Source organism: Microlunatus aurantiacus (assembly GCF_039536605.1).
Lineage (GTDB): Bacteria > Actinomycetota > Actinomycetes > Propionibacteriales > Propionibacteriaceae > Microlunatus > Microlunatus aurantiacus.
Genome location: NZ_BAAAYX010000004.1, coordinates 105,985 through 125,337, shown reverse-complemented (window position 1 = coordinate 125,337; position 19,353 = coordinate 105,985). Strand labels below are relative to the sequence as shown.

General features: G+C 71.0%; 16 protein-coding genes. 8 read left to right on the top strand and 8 right to left on the bottom strand.

From position 1 onward, the window contains the following. Positions 1-66: 66 nt before the first annotated feature. The gene (locus tag ABD714_RS08435) at positions 67-729 is read right to left on the bottom strand and encodes a hypothetical protein (RefSeq protein ID WP_344811870.1); all 663 of its coding nucleotides are present in this window, start codon (positions 727-729) and stop codon (positions 67-69) included. A 140-nt stretch (positions 730-869) separates the two neighbouring features. Here ABD714_RS08435 and ABD714_RS08430 point away from each other — a divergent pair, with 140 nt between their 5' ends. Beyond that, a complete protein-coding gene (locus tag ABD714_RS08430; RefSeq protein WP_344811869.1) occupies positions 870-1,565 on the top strand; it encodes a response regulator transcription factor in 696 nt (231 codons plus the stop codon). Continuing rightward, positions 1,562-3,478, top strand: coding sequence for a sensor histidine kinase (locus ABD714_RS08425; protein ID WP_344811868.1), 1,917 nt, complete (start codon positions 1,562-1,564; stop codon positions 3,476-3,478). Before ABD714_RS08430 ends, ABD714_RS08425 begins: the two co-directional genes overlap by 4 nt. Before the next feature lie 18 nt (positions 3,479-3,496). Here ABD714_RS08425 and ABD714_RS08420 read toward each other — a convergent pair whose 3' ends face one another. The 4 genes from ABD714_RS08420 to ABD714_RS08405 form a co-directional block, all read right to left on the bottom strand. Further along, entirely contained in the window at positions 3,497-5,404 is a 1,908-nt protein-coding gene (locus ABD714_RS08420) for an ExeM/NucH family extracellular endonuclease (protein ID WP_344811867.1), read from the bottom strand. Positions 5,405-5,444: 40 nt separating this feature from the next. Further along, positions 5,445-6,311, bottom strand: coding sequence for an aldo/keto reductase (locus tag ABD714_RS08415; protein ID WP_344811866.1), 867 nt, complete (start codon positions 6,309-6,311; stop codon positions 5,445-5,447). A 116-nt stretch (positions 6,312-6,427) separates the two neighbouring features. Continuing rightward, entirely contained in the window at positions 6,428-7,444 is a 1,017-nt protein-coding gene (locus ABD714_RS08410) for a formylglycine-generating enzyme family protein (protein WP_425562360.1), read from the bottom strand. Between the two features lie 49 nt (positions 7,445-7,493). Then, the gene (locus ABD714_RS08405; RefSeq protein WP_344811865.1) at positions 7,494-9,356 is read right to left on the bottom strand and encodes an acyl-CoA dehydrogenase; all 1,863 of its coding nucleotides are present in this window, start codon (positions 9,354-9,356) and stop codon (positions 7,494-7,496) included. Positions 9,357-9,545: 189 nt separating this feature from the next. Between ABD714_RS08405 and ABD714_RS08400 the strand changes: the two genes are divergently transcribed. Together ABD714_RS08400 and ABD714_RS08395 are read left to right on the top strand one after the other, a co-directional pair. Continuing rightward, positions 9,546-11,222, top strand: a complete 1,677-nt coding sequence (locus ABD714_RS08400; protein WP_344811864.1) for a sodium:solute symporter family protein — start codon at positions 9,546-9,548, stop codon at positions 11,220-11,222. A 14-nt stretch (positions 11,223-11,236) separates the two neighbouring features. Further along, positions 11,237-11,542: a hypothetical protein gene (locus ABD714_RS08395; RefSeq protein WP_344811863.1), complete on the top strand. Its 306-nt coding sequence runs from the start codon at positions 11,237-11,239 to the stop codon at positions 11,540-11,542. Positions 11,543-11,579: 37 nt separating this feature from the next. Here the strand turns inward: ABD714_RS08395 and ABD714_RS08390 are convergent, their stop codons facing one another. Beyond that, positions 11,580-12,245: a pentapeptide repeat-containing protein gene (locus tag ABD714_RS08390; protein ID WP_344811862.1), complete on the bottom strand. Its 666-nt coding sequence runs from the start codon at positions 12,243-12,245 to the stop codon at positions 11,580-11,582. A gap of 55 nt (positions 12,246-12,300) precedes the next feature. Between ABD714_RS08390 and ABD714_RS08385 the strand changes: the two genes are divergently transcribed. The 4 genes from ABD714_RS08385 to ABD714_RS08370 are packed head-to-tail and all read left to right on the top strand — an operon-like array spanning position 12,301 to position 17,030. Further along, the gene (locus tag ABD714_RS08385; RefSeq protein WP_344811861.1) at positions 12,301-14,688 is read left to right on the top strand and encodes an FdhF/YdeP family oxidoreductase; all 2,388 of its coding nucleotides are present in this window, start codon (positions 12,301-12,303) and stop codon (positions 14,686-14,688) included. Next, the gene (locus ABD714_RS08380; protein WP_344811860.1) at positions 14,688-15,716 is read left to right on the top strand and encodes a hypothetical protein; all 1,029 of its coding nucleotides are present in this window, start codon (positions 14,688-14,690) and stop codon (positions 15,714-15,716) included. Before ABD714_RS08385 ends, ABD714_RS08380 begins: the two co-directional genes overlap by 1 nt. Before the next feature lie 10 nt (positions 15,717-15,726). Next, positions 15,727-16,272 (top strand): mycothiol transferase, encoded by a 546-nt coding sequence (locus tag ABD714_RS08375; RefSeq protein WP_344811859.1) that lies wholly within the window; start codon positions 15,727-15,729, stop codon positions 16,270-16,272. Continuing rightward, on the top strand, positions 16,269-17,030 hold the full coding sequence (locus ABD714_RS08370) for a class I SAM-dependent methyltransferase (RefSeq protein WP_344811858.1): 762 nt from the start codon (positions 16,269-16,271) through the stop codon (positions 17,028-17,030). Before ABD714_RS08375 ends, ABD714_RS08370 begins: the two co-directional genes overlap by 4 nt. A gap of 6 nt (positions 17,031-17,036) precedes the next feature. On the opposite strand, the gene ABD714_RS08365 is transcribed toward ABD714_RS08370, so the two are convergent. Both ABD714_RS08365 and ABD714_RS08360 read right to left on the bottom strand, forming a co-directional pair. After that, positions 17,037-18,068 carry an endonuclease/exonuclease/phosphatase family protein gene (locus ABD714_RS08365; RefSeq protein WP_344811857.1) on the bottom strand — a complete coding sequence of 344 codons (1,032 nt, stop codon included), beginning with the start codon at positions 18,066-18,068 and terminating at the stop codon, positions 17,037-17,039. Positions 18,069-18,164: 96 nt separating this feature from the next. After that, positions 18,165-19,313 (bottom strand): hypothetical protein, encoded by a 1,149-nt coding sequence (locus tag ABD714_RS08360; protein ID WP_344811856.1) that lies wholly within the window; start codon positions 19,311-19,313, stop codon positions 18,165-18,167. Between the last annotated feature and the right edge of the window lie 40 nt (positions 19,314-19,353).

Below are 19,353 nucleotides of genomic sequence, written 5' to 3'. Positions count from 1 at the left end.
GCCCCGCGACGGAGGCCGGAGTCCGCGCTACGACCAGGAACCGGTCGCTCAGGAAGCCCAGCATCTTCAGGCGTCCGAGGTGGCCCGGCGAACGGCGAGGAAGGCCATGCCGACGGCGGTCAGTCCCCAGGCCACCAGATCGAGCACGGGTTGAGCGGTGATCACCGAGACCAGGTGCAAGGGCTGGGAGATGATCAAGGCGACGGCGACGACCGTGGGCATCAGCCGGGCCCGAAGGCACGCCACCCCGAGCAGCACGGTGCCGACGATGTGACCCACCACGAAGATCAACAGGGTGACCAGGCCGGGCCCCGCGCTCTCGGCCGCCAGTCCGAGGGCCTCGACCTGCGCCAGGGTGAGGCCGGCCGCCGGGGCCGCAGCCCACAGCGTGTCGAAGAAGCCGAGAGTCATCATGGCCAGGTAGCCCGGCAACAGGAAAGCGCCGGTCCACAGGTACAGCCGCGGCGTCGGGTGACGCAGCAGCCCCAGAGCTGCGTAGGCGCCCGGGATCAGGGTGAAGGTGGCGACGAAACCCAACCACAGCACCGCTTCCATGGTGGCGGGTTGGGTGATCGCGGTGGCCGCGTCCGGCGGGTAGATCAGGCGGATGACGGCGACGGCCGCCGGTCCGATCGGCATCAGGACGGCCGTCAGCAGACGGAGTCCGCCGGGCTTCGTGGTCGGCGCGTCGGTCGCGACCGCCGGGCTGGTGGACTGGGAGGTGGTCATGACCTCAGTGTTCGGCGCTCCGCCGGCCTGCGCCTGAGGTCAGCGACCCCTTCGCCTCGGGTCCGACCGGGAGGATCTCCCGACCCGGTACGGGGGCTGGCCCCCAGGCGCACCGCAGCCCTGCCGCCGATAATGACGCCATGTCCCCCATCGACCTCAAGGGATCCGTCGACCCGGAGCGATCCGTCGACGACCGCGTACGGGTGCTGGTCGCCGATGACCACCCCATCGTCCGGGGTGGGCTGATCGCCTTGTTGGACACCCTCGACGGGCTGGACGTCGTCGGGCAGGTCGGGACCGGCCGGGAAGCGGTCGAGGCCGCGGTCGCGCACCGACCGGACGTGGTCGTGATGGACCTGCGGATGCCGGATCTGGACGGTGTGGAAGCGACCCGGCAGATCCGGGAGCGGGCTCCCGGCGTGGCGGTCCTGGTGCTGACCATGTTCGACGAGGACGCCCTCGTCGAGGGCGCCCTGGCGGCCGGTGCGCGCGGCTACCTGTTGAAGGGGGCCGAGAGCAGCGAGATCGAGCGAGCCATCCGTACGGTCGCCTCCGGCGACACCGTGCTCAGCCGCTCGATCGCCGAGCACGTGCTGGGCCGCGTCACCTCGGTTCCGGTCGTCGCGTCACTGGGGCTCACCCCGCGGGAGCGGGAGGTGCTCGAGCTGATCGCTCGCGGGCTCGGCAACGCCACCATCGCCGCCCGGCTGCAGCTGTCGCCCAAGACGGTCGGCAACCACATCTCGGCGATCTTCACCAAGCTCGGGGTCGTCACGCGAGCGGAGGCCATCGTCCGGGCCCGCGAGGCCGGTCTGGGCGCCGGGGGAGCGCGGTGAGTGCGGCCCCCGGCGGCCGGGCGGTCAGTCTGACGATCGCGGCGGTCGGGCTGCTGCTGCTCGCCGTCGGGCTCTTCCTGACCGGGCTCGCCCACGCCACCGGGCTCCCGCTCACGGCGTACTCGTTGACGAACCCGGTGATCGGCATCGGCTTCCTGGCGCCGGCCGTGGTGATCGCCTGGCACCGACCGCGCAACCTGCTGGTGCTGCTCCTGGCCCTCGGTGGGGTGGGACACCTGCTCGCGGGGATCGGACTCGCCGGGTACACGTGGGGTCCGGTCGCGGGCTGGCCGGAGTGGGCGATCGCCCTGTGTCTGCAGCTGATGGGGCTCGCCTGGAAGCTGGGTCTGGGACCCCCGTTCGCCCTGCTCCTGCTGCTCTTCCCGGACGGCCGGTTGCCGTCGAGGCGCTGGTGGTGGCTGGTCTGGGCGGTCGGGGTGGCGCTGGCCCTGGCGGTGGCCGGCTGGTTCCTGGCTCCCGACTCCGTGGCTGCCAACGTGATCGTCCAGGTGGCCGATCTGATCGTGACCGTGGCGGCCGTCGTGTCACTGGTGCTGCGCTACCGCCGGGGGAGTGAGCAGGTTCGCGGCCAGATCCTCTGGCTGGTGCTGGCCGTGCTGGTGATCTTGGTGCTGAACCTGGAACGGGCGATCACCGGGCGCGGTCCGGAGCTGCTGCTGCTCAGCTTCGTCTGCGTGCCCGTCGCCATCGCCCTCGCGATCGTGCGCCACCAGCTGCTCGACATCCGGCTGGTCGTCTCCCGGGCTCTGCTCTACGGGCTGCTGATCGCCGCCGTCCTGCTGGCGTACGTGGGTCTGGTGGCGCTGGCGGCAGCCGTGCTGCCCGCGGACCTGGCGACCTGGGGACCGGTCACCTCGGCCATCGTCGTGGCGTTGGCCCTCAACCCTGTCCGGACGGGACTGCAGCGACTGATCACCCGGTTGTTCTACGGACGTCGAGCCGAGCCAGCCGCCGCCGCCGCTCTCATCGGCCGTGGTCTCGACCAGGTCGACGACCTCGATCAGGTCCTGGAGACGGCCCGGTCGGCGCTGCGTCTGCCGGCCCTCGCCGTCCATGACGTCGATGGCAGCCCGATCGCCCGGACCGGGTCGGTGACCGATGCCGACTGGCCGTCGTCGACCATCCCGCTGCGCAGCCGCGACCGGCTGCTGGGTCGACTCGACGTGGCGCTGCGGGCGGGCGAGTCCCGGCTGCACCGGGCCGACGCCGACGCGCTGGCGCTGTTGGTCGGACCCCTCGCCCTGCTGCTGCGGGAGCGGGGGCTGGTCCAGGCGCTGCGCGATTCCCGGACGCAGGTGGTGCAGGCCCGCGAGAGTGAGCGTTCCGTGCTGCACCGGGACCTGCATGACGGACTGGGACCCACACTGACCAACGCAGCCTTCCGGGCCGATGCGGCCGCCAACCGACTCGCTTCGGACCCGGTGGCGGCCGCCGAGCTGCTGGCCGAGGCGCGGGTCGGGATCCGGGATGCGCTGGCCGACGTGCGGCGAGTGGTCTACGGACTGCGCCCGCTCGCGCTGGAGGAGCTGGGACTCGTCGGGGCGGTCCGGGAGCAGGCAGCGCGAGCAGGTCGACTCCCGGTGAAGGTGACGACGTCCGACGAGCTCGGTCCGCTCAGCCCGGCCGTCGAGCTGGCCGTCTACCGGATCGCCACGGAGGCGATCACCAACGCGCAGCGACACTCGCTCGGCACGGGAGTCGCGGTCTGGCTGGCCTCAGACTCGGGCGAGTTCCACCTGGTGGTGCAGGACGACGGTGCCCCGCCGCCGACGTACCTCGCCGGGGTCGGGCTGCGGTCCATCCAGGAGCGGGCCGAGGAGCTCGGTGGCCGCACCGAGATCCATCCCGGTGCGGACGGCTGGCGGGTCAGCGCCTGGATCCCGGCGTCCTGACGGTCAGACCACCCGCCGTCACCGCCGTCGCAGACCCACCACCACCGGGTCGTGGTCGGAGGACCGGCGGGCGTCGGGGGCGTAGTAGTCGTCGGCCGTCGTCTTGTAGGTCGAGTACTCCAGGGCCGGCGACTCGCCCGCGTTGATGTTCCAGATGTCCGCCCGGGTGAGCCGGTCGCGCGCCGCGGGGTTGAGCAGCACGTGGTCCAGCGACCCGGCCAGACCGCTGAACGAGTAGGACCACTCGTCGGCGGGCGCGGCGTTGTCGTAGCCGGCCGCGTAAAGCACCTGCAGGGGGTCCTCGGCGCCGTAGGAGTTGAAGTCGCCGACCAGCGCCACCGACTGCACGTCCTCGGACCGCTGCACCTGCGGGACCCAGTCCCGCAGCGCCTGGGCCTGCCGGACCCGGTCGCCGTTGTAGGCGCCCTGACCGTCGCCGCTGTCGGCGTTGTCGCCGGTGGCGCCGTCGGCGCCCTTGGACTTCAGGTGGTTGACCACCACGAGCACCGGGTCGCCGCCGGACCACGGGGTGAAGGAGGCGGCGATCGGGGTCCGCGCGTTGGCGAAGGCCCCGTCGGCTCCGGCGGCGGCACCGAGCGCCCGGGCCGGACCGTCCAGGCGCACCCAGCGCGGCTGGTAGATCAGTGCGTTGGTGATCACGTCCTGGTCGGCCGTCGCCGGCAGCTCGGTCGACGACGGGACGTTGGCCCACTTCCGGAAGCCGGCCGCCCGGTTGAGGGCACCGACCAGGGAGGCCAGCGCCTCGTCCGGCTGCTCACCGAGGACCACCGAGTTCTCGATCTCCATCAGGCCGACCACGTCGGCGTCGAGGGTGTTCAGGGCGGTCACGATCTTGGTCTGCTGCCGCTGCAGGTCGGCCGGGTCCCAGGCCCCCCGGACGTCGCAGTCGAAGGTCACGTTGAAGGTGTCGTCGGTGGCCAGGTTGCCACCCGTGCAGCTGTTGCGGCCGGAGCCGGTGGTGGTGAAGTAGTTGAGCACGTTGAACGACGCCACTGACAGGGCACCGCCGACCCGGGGGGCGCGGTCGTCGGCCACGGCACGGATGCTGGCCGGCTCAGACCCCGGCGCCGTCGGCGTGGTCGGGTTGAACTTCCAGGCGCTGTTCCGGTAGTCCACGATGACCGGCTCGGTCAACCGCAGCCGGTCGCCGACGGCCACGTCGACGCCCACCGAGAGGTAGGGCAGTGGCCGGGCCGCCAGGGTCGCCGTCCGGGTGTAGCCGCGGTTGGAGCCGTCGTCCAGGTTGACCCGGACGGCCAGGTTGCGGGCCGCCTGGGCCGCGGCCTCGGGAGTTCCGGGGCGGGCCACCTCGGTCGGCTGCAGCGGCAGCTCGGCGCTGCTCAGGCCCAGCTCACCAAAGCGGAGCAGCGGGAAGGTGTCGCTGACCGTGAAGCGCTCGTCGCTGGCGTAGAGCATGGACTCGAGGTTCTCGCGCTGGGTGACCGTGGAGGCCCACGACAGCCCGGTCAACGGGCGGACGGCCGGGACGGTCCCGGTCAGCCGGGTGATGGTGACCGTGCCGGCGAGCTGGGTCAGCCCGGAGAACTCGCCGACTGTGCCGGTCACGCTGACCGCGTCGCCGACCTGGACCGAGAACGGCGTGTTGTTCATGAACACGAACACGGCGTCCGAGGCGCGGCTGAGGTCGCGGCCCGGACCGCCGGTGCCGGCGGTCTGGATGACGAAACCGCGAAGCTCCGCGGTCGATCCCTGACCATAGACCGCTGTCACCCTCGAGGGCGTCGTGGTGACGACCTGGCCGGCACGAGGCGTTGTTGCTCCCGTCCCCTGGATCTCCGCGATCGGGATCGGGTCGGCGGCGTGCGCCTGCTGCGGGACGGCCACCAGCCCCGCGATCAGCAGGCCGAACCCCACGGCGTACGCACTCAGGCGTCGAAGCGTCATCGCAGCAGCATCGCCGACGCCGCTGACATCAGGGAAGGGCTCAGGTGAAAAGCGGCTGAAGACCGAACGACTCCTCGAGGGACCGCATGGCCTGCTCGTCAGGCCGACCGGACACCTTGGCCGCCGCGGCCAGCACCGACGGCAGGATGGTCACGTCGCCGACGGTGTTCAGGAACAAGCCCTCGCGGCCGAGCACCCAGGCGACCGCGGTGTCGATCGCGTCGGAGTCGGTCAGCGGCTCGTACCAGGTGCTGGCCGTCTGCTCCCGGTCACCCCAGGGCGCGCGGGTGATCGACTTGATCGTCTGCACCGCGACCTGCCGCTCCGCGCACACCGCCACCAGCTGCTCGAAGTCGTCCAGGTAGGCGGTGTTGTTGGACATGGCGAAGTTGTAGGGCAACAGCACCGAGTCGAACGGGTACTGCTCGAGCGACCGCAGGTGCTGCGCGGCCACGGTCACCCCGTGACCGGTCACGCCGATGTGGGAGACCAGCCCCTGCTCCTTGGCCTCGACCACGGCCTCCAGAGCGCCGCCCGGGGCGAAGGCCGTCTCCCACTCGTCGGCCTCGACCAGGTTGTGCAGCTGGATCAGGTCGAGGTGATCGGTCCGGAGCCGCTCCAGCGACTCCCCGATCTCGCGGGTCGCCCCCTCCCGGGTCCGCTCCCCGGTCTTGGTGGCCAGGAAGAACTGGTCCCGGTGGGTCTCCATCCACGGTCCGAGCCGCAGCTCGGCGTCGCCGTAGGAACGGGCGGTGTCGATGTGGTTGATGCCGTAGGAGATGACCAGCTCCATCGTCTGGTCGGCCTGCTCCTGGGTCACGTCGCCCAGGGCGGCTGCGCCGAACAGGACACGGGTGCTCTCGTGGCCGGTGCGGCCGAAGGACAGGGTGGGGATGGCGGGGGTCATGCCGCCATTCTGCACCCAGGGCTGCACCACCTGCGGGCTGCCGTGATGAGCGCCGCCGGCGTGCGTCGTCCGACCACGGTCGGTGGTCGCGCGACTCCCTCACCAGGAGGAGGCCGCTATCGCACGGGGCTGCCGATGGTGATCATCGAAAGCGGGCCTTCACCCGGTGCTGTGTCGCTGTCGTAGGCGCAGCGGATCCCCTGGTTGCCGGACGAGCTGTCGGGGTCGTTGCGGGTACGGGCGGCGACGCGATAGCGGTTGCAGTAGGAGGCGTGGCACAGGTACGACCCGCCCCTCATCACCTTCGCCGTGCCTGCCTTCGGCCCGGCGGGGTTCGACGTCGGGTGGCCCTGATGGTCGGTGGACCACCAGTCCGCCGTCCATTCCCACACGTTCCCGGCGACTTCGTAGAGGCCGAACCCGTTGGCCGGGAAGCTGCGCACCGGCGCGGTGCCGTGGTGTCCGTCGTCGGCGGTGTTCTTGACCGGGAACTGCCCTTGCCAGATGTTGCACAGGTGCTGTCCGTCCGGGGTGAGGTCGTCACCCCACGGGTACCGCGCTCCGTCGATGCCGCCGCGAGCGGCGTACTCCCACTCGGCTTCGGTGGGCAGCCGACCGCCCGCCCAGGCGCAGTAGGCGGCTGCGTCGGACCAGGAGACGTGCACGACCGGATGGTCCTCGCGGTCGGCGAGGTCGGTGCCCGGTCCTTCGGGATGTCGCCACTCCGCCTGCTGCACGGCGCACCACCAGGGGGTGGTCGGCGGCCGGGGTGAGATCTTGCGGATGGCGGCCGGGAGGAACTTGGCGAAGACGTAGGACCATCCCCAGGCCTCCGCCTCGGTGCGGTAGCCGGTCGCCTCGACGAAGGCGCTGAAGCTGGAGTTGGTGACGGCGGTGGCGTCGATGGCGAAGGAACGCACGTCGACCTGACGGACGGGGCCCTCGCCGTCGTCGGGGAAGCCTTCTCGATCGTCGGTGCCCATCAGGAACGTTCCGCCCGGAAGGTGGATCCACTGAGGTGCAGGGGCCGCCGCCTGCGCCGCCGCCGGGACAGCCGTGGCCGAGTGGTCGGCGGCACCGCGGTTGCCTGCGGGTGCGCAGCAGGATGAGGTCGTTCCGTTGGGGCCGGTCATTGCTGTGAGGGTAGTGGCCACCGCTGCGAGAGCACCCTCCGCGGTCAGGTCAGAAGGCGGCTTCCGGCAGGTCCATCACGGCCAGGTCGGTGGCTTCGGCGATCTGCACCTCGGCGGCCAGCTTCGGCAGCACGGTCCGCGCGAACCAGCGGGCCGAGGCCACCTTGCCCTCGTAGAACGCCTGGTCTGCGGCTGACAGCTCGCCGCCCAGCCGGGTCAGCGCGACCTCGGCACCGCGCAGCAGCAGCCAGGCGCACACCACGTCACCGATCGCCATCAGCAACCTGGTCGTGTTCAGGCCCACCTTGTAGACGTTGCGCACATCGCCCTCGGGGGCGCCGGGGGCCGAGGACCGCAGCGTCATGATCATCGAGGCGACGATCTCGCCGACGTTCTCCAGACCTCGTTCCAGCAGGTCGCGCTCCTCCTTCAGCTGGCCGTTGCCGGCCTCCGCCTCGATCAGGGCGCTGATCTGGGTGGACAGGTCGGTCAGTGCCCGCCCCTGGTCCTTGACGATCTTGCGGAAGAACAGGTCCTGCCCCTGGATGGCGGTGGTGCCCTCGTACAGGGTGTCGATCTTGGCGTCGCGGACGTACTGCTCCAACGGGTAGTCGGTGAGGAAACCGGACCCACCGAAGGTCTGCAGGGACTCCGTGCCCAGCAGCACCCAGGAGCGTTCCGAGCCGTAGCCCTTGACCACGGGCAGCAGCAGGTCGTTCAGCCGCTCGGCGTCAGCGTCGGTGCGGCCCTCGGCGGCGGCCATCGCCACCCGGTCCTGCACGCTGGCCGTGTACAGGACCAGCGAGCGAAGGCCTTCGGCGTACGCCTTCTGCGTCATCAGGGAGCGCCGGACGTCGGGGTGGTGGGTGATCGTCACCCGGGGTGCGGTCCGGTCGCCGGCGGCGGCCAGGTCGGCGCCCTGCACCCGCGACTTCGCGTAGTCCAGCGCGTTCAGGTAGCCGGTGGACAGCATGGCGATCGCCTTGGTGCCGACCAGCATCCGGGCGTGCTCGATCACCTGGAACATCTGGGCGATGCCGTCGTGCACCTCGCCCAGCAGCCACCCCTGGGCAGGCGCACCGTCACCGAAGGTCAGCTCGCAGGTGGTGGACACCTTGATGCCCATCTTCTTCTCCACGTTGGTGGCGAAGACACCGTTGCGCTCGCCGGTCAGCTCGCCGGTCTCGTGGTCGAAGTGCCACTTCGGCACGATGAACAGCGACAGGCCCTTCGTGCCGGGACCGCCGGCGCCCTCCACCCCCACCGGGCGGGCGAGCACCAGGTGCACGATGTTCTCGGTCATGTCCTGCTCGCCGGAGGTGATGAACCGCTTGACGCCCTCCAGGTGCCAGGAGCCGTCGGGCTGGGGGATCGCCCGGGTCCGACCCGCGCCGACGTCGGAGCCGGCATCCGGCTCGGTCAGCACCATCGTGGCGCCCCACTGGCGGTCGATCATGATCTGCGCGATCCGCCGGTCCCGCTCGGTCCCGTTCTGCCACAGCACGGTGGCGAACTTCGGGCCCGCGGAGTACATGAACAGGGCGGGGTTGGCGCCGAGGTTCAGCTCGTTGACCGCCCACTGCAACGACGGCGGACTCGGCTGGCCGCCCAGCTCCGCGGGCAGCTCCAGGTTGTAGAAGCCCGCGTCCATCATCGTGGCGTACGACCTCTTGAACGACTCCGGCAGCGCGACGGACTTCGTCTCGGGGTCGTAGACGGGCGGGTGGCGGTCGCCGTCGGCGTAGGTGGTGGCCAGCTTGGTGGTCGCGAGGTGCTCGATCTCGGTCAGCACGGCCACGGCGGTGTCGTGGTCCATGTCCTCGTACGGGCCGTGGCCCAGCACCTCGTCACGGCCCAGGACCTCGAAGAGGTTGAAGAAGATGTCGCGCAGATTCGACTTGTAGTGGCTCATCGAGGCTCCCGGAGACGCAAGTTACTGGTCAGTAACTTGATTATGCTACTCGTCGGTAACGTCGACAAGCGATCGACGAATGTGACGCAAGTGACAACTGTGTCTCTCAGGGTCTTGTTTGAGTTCTCTCAGGAGGACATAATCCGGCGTGGACGGCCGCTTCCCCCATCGCCGCCCGAGGAGGCTCCGATGACGCGTCTCGACGTCAACCTGTTCGACTACGGCTTGCTCTTCGTCTACTTCGGCCTGGTGGTCACGATCGGCGTGCTGGCCCGCCGGGCCATCGCGACGTCGGAGGACTTCCTCCTCTCGGGACGGTCCCTACCGGCCTGGGTGACGGGCATCGCCTTCATCTCGGCCAACCTGGGCGCCATCGAGATCCTCGGCATGGCGGCCAACGGGGCGCAGTACGGCACCTCGACGGTGCACTTCTACTGGATCGGCGCCGTGCCGGCCATGGTGTTCCTCGGCCTGGTGATGATGCCGTTCTACTACGGCTCCAAGGTCCGCAGCGTGCCGGAGTACCTGCGCCGCCGTTTCAACCGGCCGACCCACCTGTGGAACGCCCTGAGCTTCGCCGCGGCGAGCGTCCTCACCGCCGGCGTCAACCTGTACGCCCTCTCGCTGGTCATCCAGGCCCTGCTCGGCTGGCCCCAGTGGCTGTCCATCCTGCTGTCCGCCGTGTTCGTGCTGGCCTACATCACCCTCGGTGGCCTGTCCGGCGCCATCTACAACGAGGTGCTGCAGTTCTTCGTGATCATCGCCGGCCTGATCCCGCTGGTGATCATCGGCCTCAAGGACGTCGGCGGCTGGTCGGGGCTGGAGGCCAAGGTCTCCGCCCAGGCCGGGACGGAGAACTTCTTCTCTCCGTGGGGCGGCTCCGGGGTGGGGAGCTGGACCAACCCGCTGGGTGACTGGATCGGCATCGTGATGGGCCTCGGCTTCGTCCTGTCCTTCGGCTACTGGACCACGAACTTCACCGAGGTCCAGCGGGCCCTGTCGGCCAAGAACCTGTCAGCCGCCGAGCGGACCCCGCTGATCGGCGCCTTCCCGAAGATCTTCATCCCGGCGCTGACCATCATCCCCGGCCTGATCGTGATCGCGATCTTCCCCGGCTTCGGCAAGGAGGGGTCGGGCACCACCTACAACGACGCGATCCCGGCCCTGATGAACCACTACCTGCCGAACGGCACCCTGGGCATCGCGGTGGCCGGTCTGCTGGCCGCCTTCATGGCCGGCATGGCGGCCAACGTCAGCTCGTTCAACACGGTCTTCACCTACGACATCTGGCAGACCTACGTCAAGAAGAACAAGCCGGACCACTACTACCTCAACGTCGGGCGGATCGTCACCGTCGTCGGCATCGTGGTGGGCATCGGCACCGCCTTCATCGCGTCGCAGTTCAGCAACATCATGAACTACATCCAGACGCTGTTCTCCTTCTTCAACGCCCCGGTCTTCGCCACCTTCATCATCGGCATGTTCTGGAAGCGCACGACCCCCTGGGCCGGCTTCTTCGGCCTGGTCTCGGGCTTCGTCGCCGCGGTCACCTTCCAGTACCTGATCGGTCCGAAGATCGCGTACTTCTACGCCGGCCAGTCCTTGGACGGCGAGATCAACGCCCAGATGCTCAACTTCTACGGCGCCATCGTCGCCTTCGTGGTGGACGCCGTGGTGACCGTGGTGGTCACCCTGTTCACCACCTCCAAGCCGGTCCACGAGCTCAGGGGCCTGGTCTGGGGTGTGCCCGATCCGGACGCGGGTGACCCGCACGAGGGCTACGTCCGCAAGTGGTACGAGTCGCCCAAGCTCCTCGGCTTCACCGCCCTGGGTATCGTCGCCGTCCTGTCGATCATCTTCATCTGAGGGAGGGAAAGCACATGGCCAAGCACGAACCGACCTCCGAAGAGCTCGCAGCCGACGACGCACCCAAGTCCGCGGCCTCGAAGCTGTTCGACCTGCGCATCCTGATCGGCGCGCTATTCACCTTCTACGGCGTGGCGCTGACCATCTACGGTCTGTTCACCTCGCCGGAGGAGATCGCCAAGTCCGCCGGCATCCACATCAACCTGCTGCTCGGCATCGGCATGCTGGTGCTCGGGCTGCTGTTCCTGCTCTGGGCCCGGCTGGCGCCGGTGGTGCACGACCCGACGGCCGTCGCCTCCGACCGTCCTCCCGCGCACTGATTCCGAGGCCCGCTCGCCACGCCCGAGGGCCCGGTGATCAGGCCGGCGCCACCGAGATGCCGAGGTGGGCGGCCAGGGCGCCGGACAGGTCGGTGAGCTGGTCGGGGCTGATGGTGCAGCCGCCCAGCCCCGCGAGCCCGCTGATCTCGCGCAGCTGGGTGGTGCGCAGGTCGACGTCGGTGCAGCGGGCTCCGGTCAGCTCGAGCGAGCGGACCTGACAGTCCTCGAACCGGACCCGGGTCAGCTTGGCGCCCACGAGGTCGAGCTCGTCGATCACGCAGCGTTGCAGCAGCACGTCCTTCCAGGTGCCCGACCGGGTGTTCAGGAAGGAGATCTCGGTGTCGGCGACCACCAGACCGTCCAGGCTGCCCTCGTAGGCCACCACGGCGCCGAGCCGCGAGCGCCGGATGGCGGTGTGCCGCCACAGGCTGCGCGGGGCGGTCAGGTGGGCGGCCTCCACCTCGGTCAGCTCGGACTCGACCAGGTGGGCACCGGTCAGGTCCGCGCCGGTCAGCACGGTGCCGGCGAAGCTGCACTCGGAGAACGTGGAGTGCCGGAGGTCGCGGTCGCTCAGGTCGACCCGGTCGTAGCGCTCGCCGGTGTAGCTGTCGCCGTCCAGCAGCGACGCACCGTCGCTGTCCGTACGCGCCGGCGGACGCCGGTTCGGGATCTTCGGCGGGCGGGGCGCTGTGGGGTTCGGCACCCGGACGACAGTAGACGTACGGTGACGGGAGTCGTCGTCGATGAAGGAGACAGCCGTGAGCAAGCGTGACCGCCGCGCGATCGGATCCGACGACGACCTGCGCGTGCGTCCGCCCGACGACCACGCCGCCGGGGTCAAGGCGGTGGCCGTCTCGATGCAGCGCTCCCTGACCCAGATGGGTCCGCGGCGGACCGCGGCCACCCTGCTCCGGCTCAACCAGGCCGAGGGCTTCGACTGCCCGAGCTGCGCCTGGCCGGATCCGGAGGTCGGTCACCGGCACACGGCTGAGTTCTGCGAGAACGGGGCCAAGGCGGTCTCGGAGGAGGCCACCACTGCGCGGGCCACGCCCGAGTTCTTCGCCCGGCACAGCATCGCCGAGCTCGACGCCCAGACCGAGCACTGGCTCGGACAGCAGGGCCGGATCACCGAGCCGATGGTCAAGCGGCCGGGGGCCGAGCACTACGCGCCGGTGTCCTGGGACGCCGCCTTCAGCCTCATCGCGGACCACCTGAACGCCCTTGGCAGCCCGGACGAGGCCGTCTTCTACACCTCCGGTCGCGCGTCGAACGAAGCGGCCTTCGCGTACCAGCTGTTCATCCGGGCGTACGGCACGAACAACCTGCCGGACTGCTCCAACATGTGCCACGAGTCGACCTCGGTCGCGCTGGCCGAGACGATCGGCATCGGCAAGGCCAGCGTCAGCCTGGAGGACGTGCACGCCGCCTCGCTGCTGGTGCTGGCCGGGCAGAACCCGGGCACCAACCACCCGCGGATGCTGTCGGCGCTGGAGGAGGCCAAGGACCGGGGCGCCAAGATCATCGCCATCAACCCGCTGCGGGAGGCGGGGCTGGTCAACTTCCGCAATCCGCAGCGCCCCCGCGGGATCGTCGGCAAGGGCACCGCGCTGGCCGACCTGCACCTGCCGGTCAAGATCAACGGCGACCTCGCCCTGTTCCAGGCGATCGGGTCGCTGCTGGTCGAGTGGGACGCCATCGACCACGACTTCGTCGCGGCGTACGCGCACGGTTACGAGGCCTGGCGCGACCACGTCGGCGCGTTGGACTGGGCTCAGGTCGAGGCGGCCACCGGTCTGTCCAAGGAGCTGATCACCCAGGCGGCCCGGATGATCGCCGACTCCCCGGCCACCGTCTACTGCTGGGCGATGGGGCTGACCCAGCACCGCAACTCGGTGGCCACCATCAAGGAGATCGCCAACCTCGCCTTCGCCCGCGGCGACATCGGCAAGCCGGGGGCGGGACTGCTGCCGGTGCGTGGGCACTCCAACGTGCAGGGCGACCGCACCATGGGCATCTGGGAACGCCCGCCCCAGCACTTCCTGGACCGGCTGCAGGCCGAGTTCGGGTTCGACCCCCCGCGCGAGCACGGCTACGACACCGTCGACTCGATCCGGGCCCTGCGGGACGGCAAGGCCCACGTCTTCGTCGGTCTGGGCGGCAACTTCGTCCAGGCGGCACCCGACACCGAGGTGACCGCCGACGCCCTCCGGCGGGCCCGGCTGACGGTGCACGTCTCGACCAAGATCAACCGGTCGCACCTGGTCTGCGGTGAGACCGCGCTGATCCTGCCGACGCTGGGCCGGACCGAGAAGGACGTCCAGGCGAGCGGGGAGCAGTTCGTCTCGGTGGAGGACTCGACCTGCTCGGTGCACGCGTCCCGCGGACCGCTGGCACCGGCCAGCCCGCACCTGCGTTCGGAGGTGGCCATCGTCACCGGCATCGCCGAGCGGACGCTGGGGGACCGCTACGGCCTCGACTGGGCCGGTATGCGGGACGACTACCGCCGGATCCGCACCCACATCTCCCGGGTGGTGCCCGGCTGCGAGACGTACGAGGTGTCGGTCGACCGCGCCGGCGGCTTCGTGCTGCCCCACCCGCCGCGGGACAGCCGGACGTTCCCGACGGCGTCGGGCCGGGCGGAGTTCACCGCGTCGCCGATCGAGCTGCTCCAGGTCGGCGAGGGTCAGCTGGTGCTCCAGACCCTGCGCAGCCATGATCAGTTCAACACCACGATCTACGGCCTGGACGACCGCTACCGCGGCATCCTGGGCGGGCGCCGCGTGGTCTTCGTGAACGCCGACGACCTGGCGATGCTCGGACTGGAGAACAACCAGCTGGTCGACCTGATCGGCCACTGGGACGACGACGACGTGGAACGTCGGGCGAACGGCTTCCGGGTCGTCGCCTACGACACGCCCCGGGGCTGCGCGGCGGCCTACTACCCGGAGACCAACCCGCTGGTGCCGCTGGACTCCACCGCCGAGGGCAGCAACACCCCGACCTCGAAGTCGGTGATCATCTCCCTGGTGCCGGCCGGCACTGCTGTGCCCGCCGGGACCGGCTCGTCGACCCGGTCGGACGCGATGGACGCCACCGGCGACGACGACGGCCACAAGAGCCGGCCCGAACCCACACACCTGTCCTAGTGGTGCTGATCGCCGAGGCCCGCGCGGTGGCGCGGGACTGGGTCCGCGGGCAGACCGGTCCGGATCTGGTGGGCGCGTTCCTGGCCGGGTCGTCCGCCGTGGGTCCGGGCGGCGACGAGCTGGCGACCACCTCCGACGTCGACCTGGTCCTGGTCACCTCCGGAGTCGCCCCGGCCAAGGTCGGCAAGCTCTGGCACGACGGGGTGCTGCTGGACGTGAGCAGCCTGTCGGCGGCCGAGCTCGAGCCCCGGACGATCGCCGGGACCTCCTACCTGGCGCCGTTCTTCACCGACGCCATGATCATCCACGATCCCGCCGGGGCGCTCGCCGCGTTGCACGACCAGGTCCGGGGGCTGGTCGACCAGCCGGTCTGGGTGCGACGGCGGGTGACCGAGGTGCGGACCAAGATCACCACCGGTCTGGCCGCGGCCGACCCGACGGCGCCGCTGGCCCAGCAGGTGATCGGCTGGGTGTTCCCCGCCAGCCTGCCCACCGTGCAGCTGCTGGTGGCGGCGGGTCGGCCCCCGACCGTGCGGAAGCGCTACCTGCGCTGTCAGCAGCTGCTGGCCGGGACCCCCGACGCACCCCCCGACCTCTACGAGCGGCTGCTGGCGGCCCTCGGCTGTGCCGACGTGACGTCCGACCAGGTCCGGCGCCACCTGGACGGTCTGGCCGACACGCTGCGGGTCACCGCCACCCACGCGCGCACGCCGTTCCCGTTCTCCTCCGACCTGCGCCCCGACACCTGGCACATCGCGCTGGACGGCTCGGTGGAGCTGGTCGACGCCGGCTGGCCGCGGGAGGCGGTCTGGTGGCTGCTGGCCACGGCGGCGCGGTGCGCGACAGTGCTCGCCGCCGACGCCCCGGCCGGGGTGGCGGCCCGGCACGAGGAGCGACTGGCCGCCGCCGCGGCCGACCTCCTCGGCTTCGGTCCGGGCGACGGTCCGCGGAGGGCCGCCGACGTGCTGGACGTGCTGCCCGACGTGGACGCTCTGGTCGAGCGACTCGTCGTCGGCGCGGCCGAGTAGCCTCACCCCGGTGAGTGACATCGATGCCGCCAAGGGCCTGCTGGCCGACGGTTTCGGCCGGATCCGCGAGGGCGTGACCCAGCTGACCACCGGTCTGACCGACGAGACCGGAGGGTGGCGGCCCGATCCGGAAGCCAACTCCGTCACCTGGCTGCTGTGGCACCTGAGCCGGGTCCAGGACGACCACGTGGCCGGGCTGGCCGGGGTCGACCAGGTCTGGCCGCGCTACCGCGACGAAGCCGGTCTCCCGCTCGATCCCGACGACACCGGCTACGGGCACACCCCCGGGGACGTGGCCGCGGTGCGGGTGCCGGCCGCCCTGCTGGACCGCTACCAGGCGGAGGTGCACGCCGCGACGCTGACCTACCTGGACGGCCTCACCAGCGCCGAGCTGGCCCGGGTGGTCGACGAGCAGTGGGACCCACCGGTGACCGCCGCCGTGCGGTTGGTCAGCGTGATCGACGACTGCGCCAAGCACCTCGGCCAGGCCGACTACGTCCTGGGTCTGGCCGACCGCCGGGACACGACCGACGGCACGGAGGTGGCGAGCCGATGAGCAGCCCGGCCCAGCCCGAGTTCCACGCCGAGCACCGCTTCTACGGCGAGCTCGCGCCCTGGTGGCCGCTGATCTCGCCGCCGGAGGAGTACGCCGAGGAGGCGGCCTTCGCGGCCGGTCTGCTGGCCGCCGACGGCGCCACCACGACGGTGCTCGAGCTGGGCAGCGGTGGAGGGCACGTGGCCAGTCACCTGGCCGACCGGTTCCGGCTCACCCTGGTGGACCTGTCCGAGCCGATGCTGCAGGTGTCGCGCGCGCTCAACCCGACGGCCGACCACCACCAGGGCGACATGCGCACCGTCCGGTTGGACACGCAGTTCGATGCGGTCCTGATCCACGACGCGATCGACTACATGACCACCGAAGACGATCTGCGGGCCGCCATCGAGACCGCGTACGCCCACGTCCGGCCCGGCGGCATCGCCGTGCTGGTCCCCGACGACGTGACCGAGGGCTTCGAGCAGCGCACCGACCACGGGGGCTCGGACGCCACCGACGGCCGCGCCGCCCGGTATCTGGAGTGGTCCTGGGACCCGGATCCGGCTGACACCTGGACGATCACCAGCTACACCTTCGTGCTGCGCGACGCGAACGGGTCGGTCGAGACCGCCCACGAGACCCACCGGCTCGGCCTGTTCCCGCGGGACGTCTGGCTGCGGCTGCTCACCGAGGCGGGCTTCGCCGCCAGCGCCCACAACGAGCTGCCCACCGGCGACGACCACCCCCGGACCTGGTTCGTCGGTCGCCGGGCGGAGTAGCCACGCCTACGGTGCGTACGGCTGGTAGCGGAACGCGACCTTGACCAGGCCGTGGTCGGTGGTCCCCGAAGCCCGGTGGTCCTCGTCGTTGAGGTGGTCGTTGTAGATCGTCAGCCCGTCGAACAACCACACGCGGCGGAGGCTGTTGTCGTAGTGCTGTTCGCTGACCAGCACGTGGTCGAGGGACTCCCTCAGGTCGTTGTGCACGTGGGTGTAGTAGACGTCGCGGCTGTCGCGGTACTCCTGCAGCGTCTGGGCGGTGTAGAGCCCGTTGTCCGCTCCGCCGCGTGACTCGCCGACCAGATAGCGAGGCTGCTCGGTGAGGATGTTGACGGTGTTGCTGCTCTGACCGTCGTTGACGTCACCGAGCACGATCACCGGGGTGTCGCTGTCCTTCATGACCGAGGTGAGCAGCACCCGGAGACCGGTGGCCTCGGCCGTCCGCCGGATGGTGGAGAGGGCGGCCCCGAGTGCGGTGGTGTGGGGCTTGTACAGACCGGGATCGCGGCGGTACCAGCCCTCGTTGTAGACAGCCGTCGGCAGCTTCGACTTGAGATGGGTGACGAACACCTCCGTCGGGGGCCGGTCGTCGCGCAGCTCGACCTGGAAGTTCAGCACCGGGCGGGAGAACCCGGGGATCGTGATGGCGATGGCGGGCGCCTGCGGGTCCTCGCCCGAGGTCGACTCGAGGCGTACGCCGTCGGGGAACCGGTCCACCCAGCGCGGCGTCCCGTGCAGCAGGCCGCGCCGGACCAGGGCCGCGCAGACGATCCGGTCGCCGTTGGCCGGGTCGGCCAGCACGTCGTAGGTGTCGGTCAGGCCGGCGGCCTGCAGCACCGCGACGAGGGCGTCGCGGTGCCACAGCTCCTGCAGGCCGACGACGTCGGCGTCCAGCGTGCTCAGCTGAGCGGCCAGCCAGGCGATCTTGGCGTCGAACTCGGCCACGGTCCACGGCTGCTGGTTCGGGTTCAGCGCGGCGCCGGGCAGCTGCAGGTTGTAGAGGTTGATGGTGGCGACGCTGAACTGCCTGAGTCTCATGTCGGCCTCTCCGGGGTCTGGGCCGTCCGCACCGGAACACCGGGGGACCTCGGGTCCAGTGTGGTGCTGTGCGCTGTCGTCGGTCGAGCGCCCCGCTCAACCCGCCAGGACGTCGGCGAGGTCACGCACGGACAGCACCGCCGCGCCCTCGGAGCCGCTGACCAGGTAGAGCCGGGTGCCGACCAGCACGGCCGCCCGGACCACGCCGTCCGGGGCGGTGAACAGCCGCCAGCCGCCGTCGTGGCCGACCAGCAGGCGGCCCCGGCCGTCGGTGCTGACCGCGACGACGAGCCGGTCGGCCCGCCGGACGAGCACACCGACGTCGACGTCTGCCACCGTCACCGCAGGCAGGTCGGCCCGCCCGTCGCCGGTCCAGACCGCCACCGTGCCGTCGCGGGAGCCGACGGTCGCGCAGTCGGGTCCCTGACCTTCGCAGCTCGTCGACCAGGCCTCGCTCCGCCGGCCCGGATCGGGCAGCTCCGACAGCAGCCAGTCGCCCCCCGATCCCCGCCAGACCGCCGCCACCTGGTGCACGCCGTCACGCAGATCGATCACCGAGCCCTCGATCGCGACCGACCCGTCCGGCTGACCGGTCGCCGTGCGGGGGGCCATCTGGCGGTCGACGGAGTTGACCAGCGACGGCGGCGTCGGCTGCCGCACCCAGCGGTGGCCCTCCGCCCGCCAGATCGCCCCGTCGAGACCGTGAGCGCCCTGCCAGGTGCCGATGATGAGCGGCCCGCGACGGTCCTGCGCGACGGCCAGCAGCGTGCCGGCTTCCTGGCCGCCGAAGGTCTCGAAGGTCTGCGGGCGGTCCGCCACGCCGGTCGGGGTGCCGGTCCACACGGTCCACCGGAAGTTGGCGTGCGCCCCACCGTGGGCAGCGCCGAGAGCGGTCATCGAGCGGCCGGCACCGGCCAGCGACACCAGGGACGCGACCCTGCCGTACGGGGTGGACGGCTGCAGGGGCACCGGCACCCATTCGGGGGAGGCGTCGTCGGCCGACCCACGCGCCAGGGCGGGCGCGCGCACGTCACCGGAGTCGACGAACCCGCCGACCACGAGGTCGTTCCCGACGGCTGCCACGGTCGCCGGGATGAGGTCGCGCGGGAGATCGACGGTCACCCAGCCCGACAGCACCACCGGCTCGACGGACCGGGCGGGTCGCGGGGGAGCCGGGGTGCACGCCGCGAGAGCCAGCGCGAGGGTGGTGACGCTGGCGGCGACGAACCTGCCGGTGCCGAGCACTCCGCCACCGTAATCCGGCTCGTACGCCGTCTCGTACCCC

Bases quoted from the DNA above. Each gene is read 5' to 3' on its own strand.
- ABD714_RS08435 (WP_344811870.1), bottom strand. From the start codon at position 729: ATGACCACCTCCCAGTCCACCAGCCCGGCGGTCGCGACCGACGCGCCG.
- ABD714_RS08430 (WP_344811869.1), top strand. From the start codon at position 870: ATGTCCCCCATCGACCTCAAGGGATCCGTCGACCCGGAGCGATCCGTC.
- ABD714_RS08420 (WP_344811867.1), bottom strand. From the start codon at position 5,404: ATGACGCTTCGACGCCTGAGTGCGTACGCCGTGGGGTTCGGCCTGCTG.
- ABD714_RS08415 (WP_344811866.1), bottom strand. From the start codon at position 6,311: ATGACCCCCGCCATCCCCACCCTGTCCTTCGGCCGCACCGGCCACGAG.
- ABD714_RS08410 (WP_425562360.1), bottom strand. From the start codon at position 7,444: ATGACCGGCCCCAACGGAACGACCTCATCCTGCTGCGCACCCGCAGGC.
- ABD714_RS08405 (WP_344811865.1), bottom strand. From the start codon at position 9,356: ATGAGCCACTACAAGTCGAATCTGCGCGACATCTTCTTCAACCTCTTC.
- ABD714_RS08400 (WP_344811864.1), top strand. From the start codon at position 9,546: ATGACGCGTCTCGACGTCAACCTGTTCGACTACGGCTTGCTCTTCGTC.
- ABD714_RS08395 (WP_344811863.1), top strand. From the start codon at position 11,237: ATGGCCAAGCACGAACCGACCTCCGAAGAGCTCGCAGCCGACGACGCA.
- ABD714_RS08370 (WP_344811858.1), top strand. From the start codon at position 16,269: ATGAGCAGCCCGGCCCAGCCCGAGTTCCACGCCGAGCACCGCTTCTAC.
- ABD714_RS08365 (WP_344811857.1), bottom strand. From the start codon at position 18,068: ATGAGACTCAGGCAGTTCAGCGTCGCCACCATCAACCTCTACAACCTG.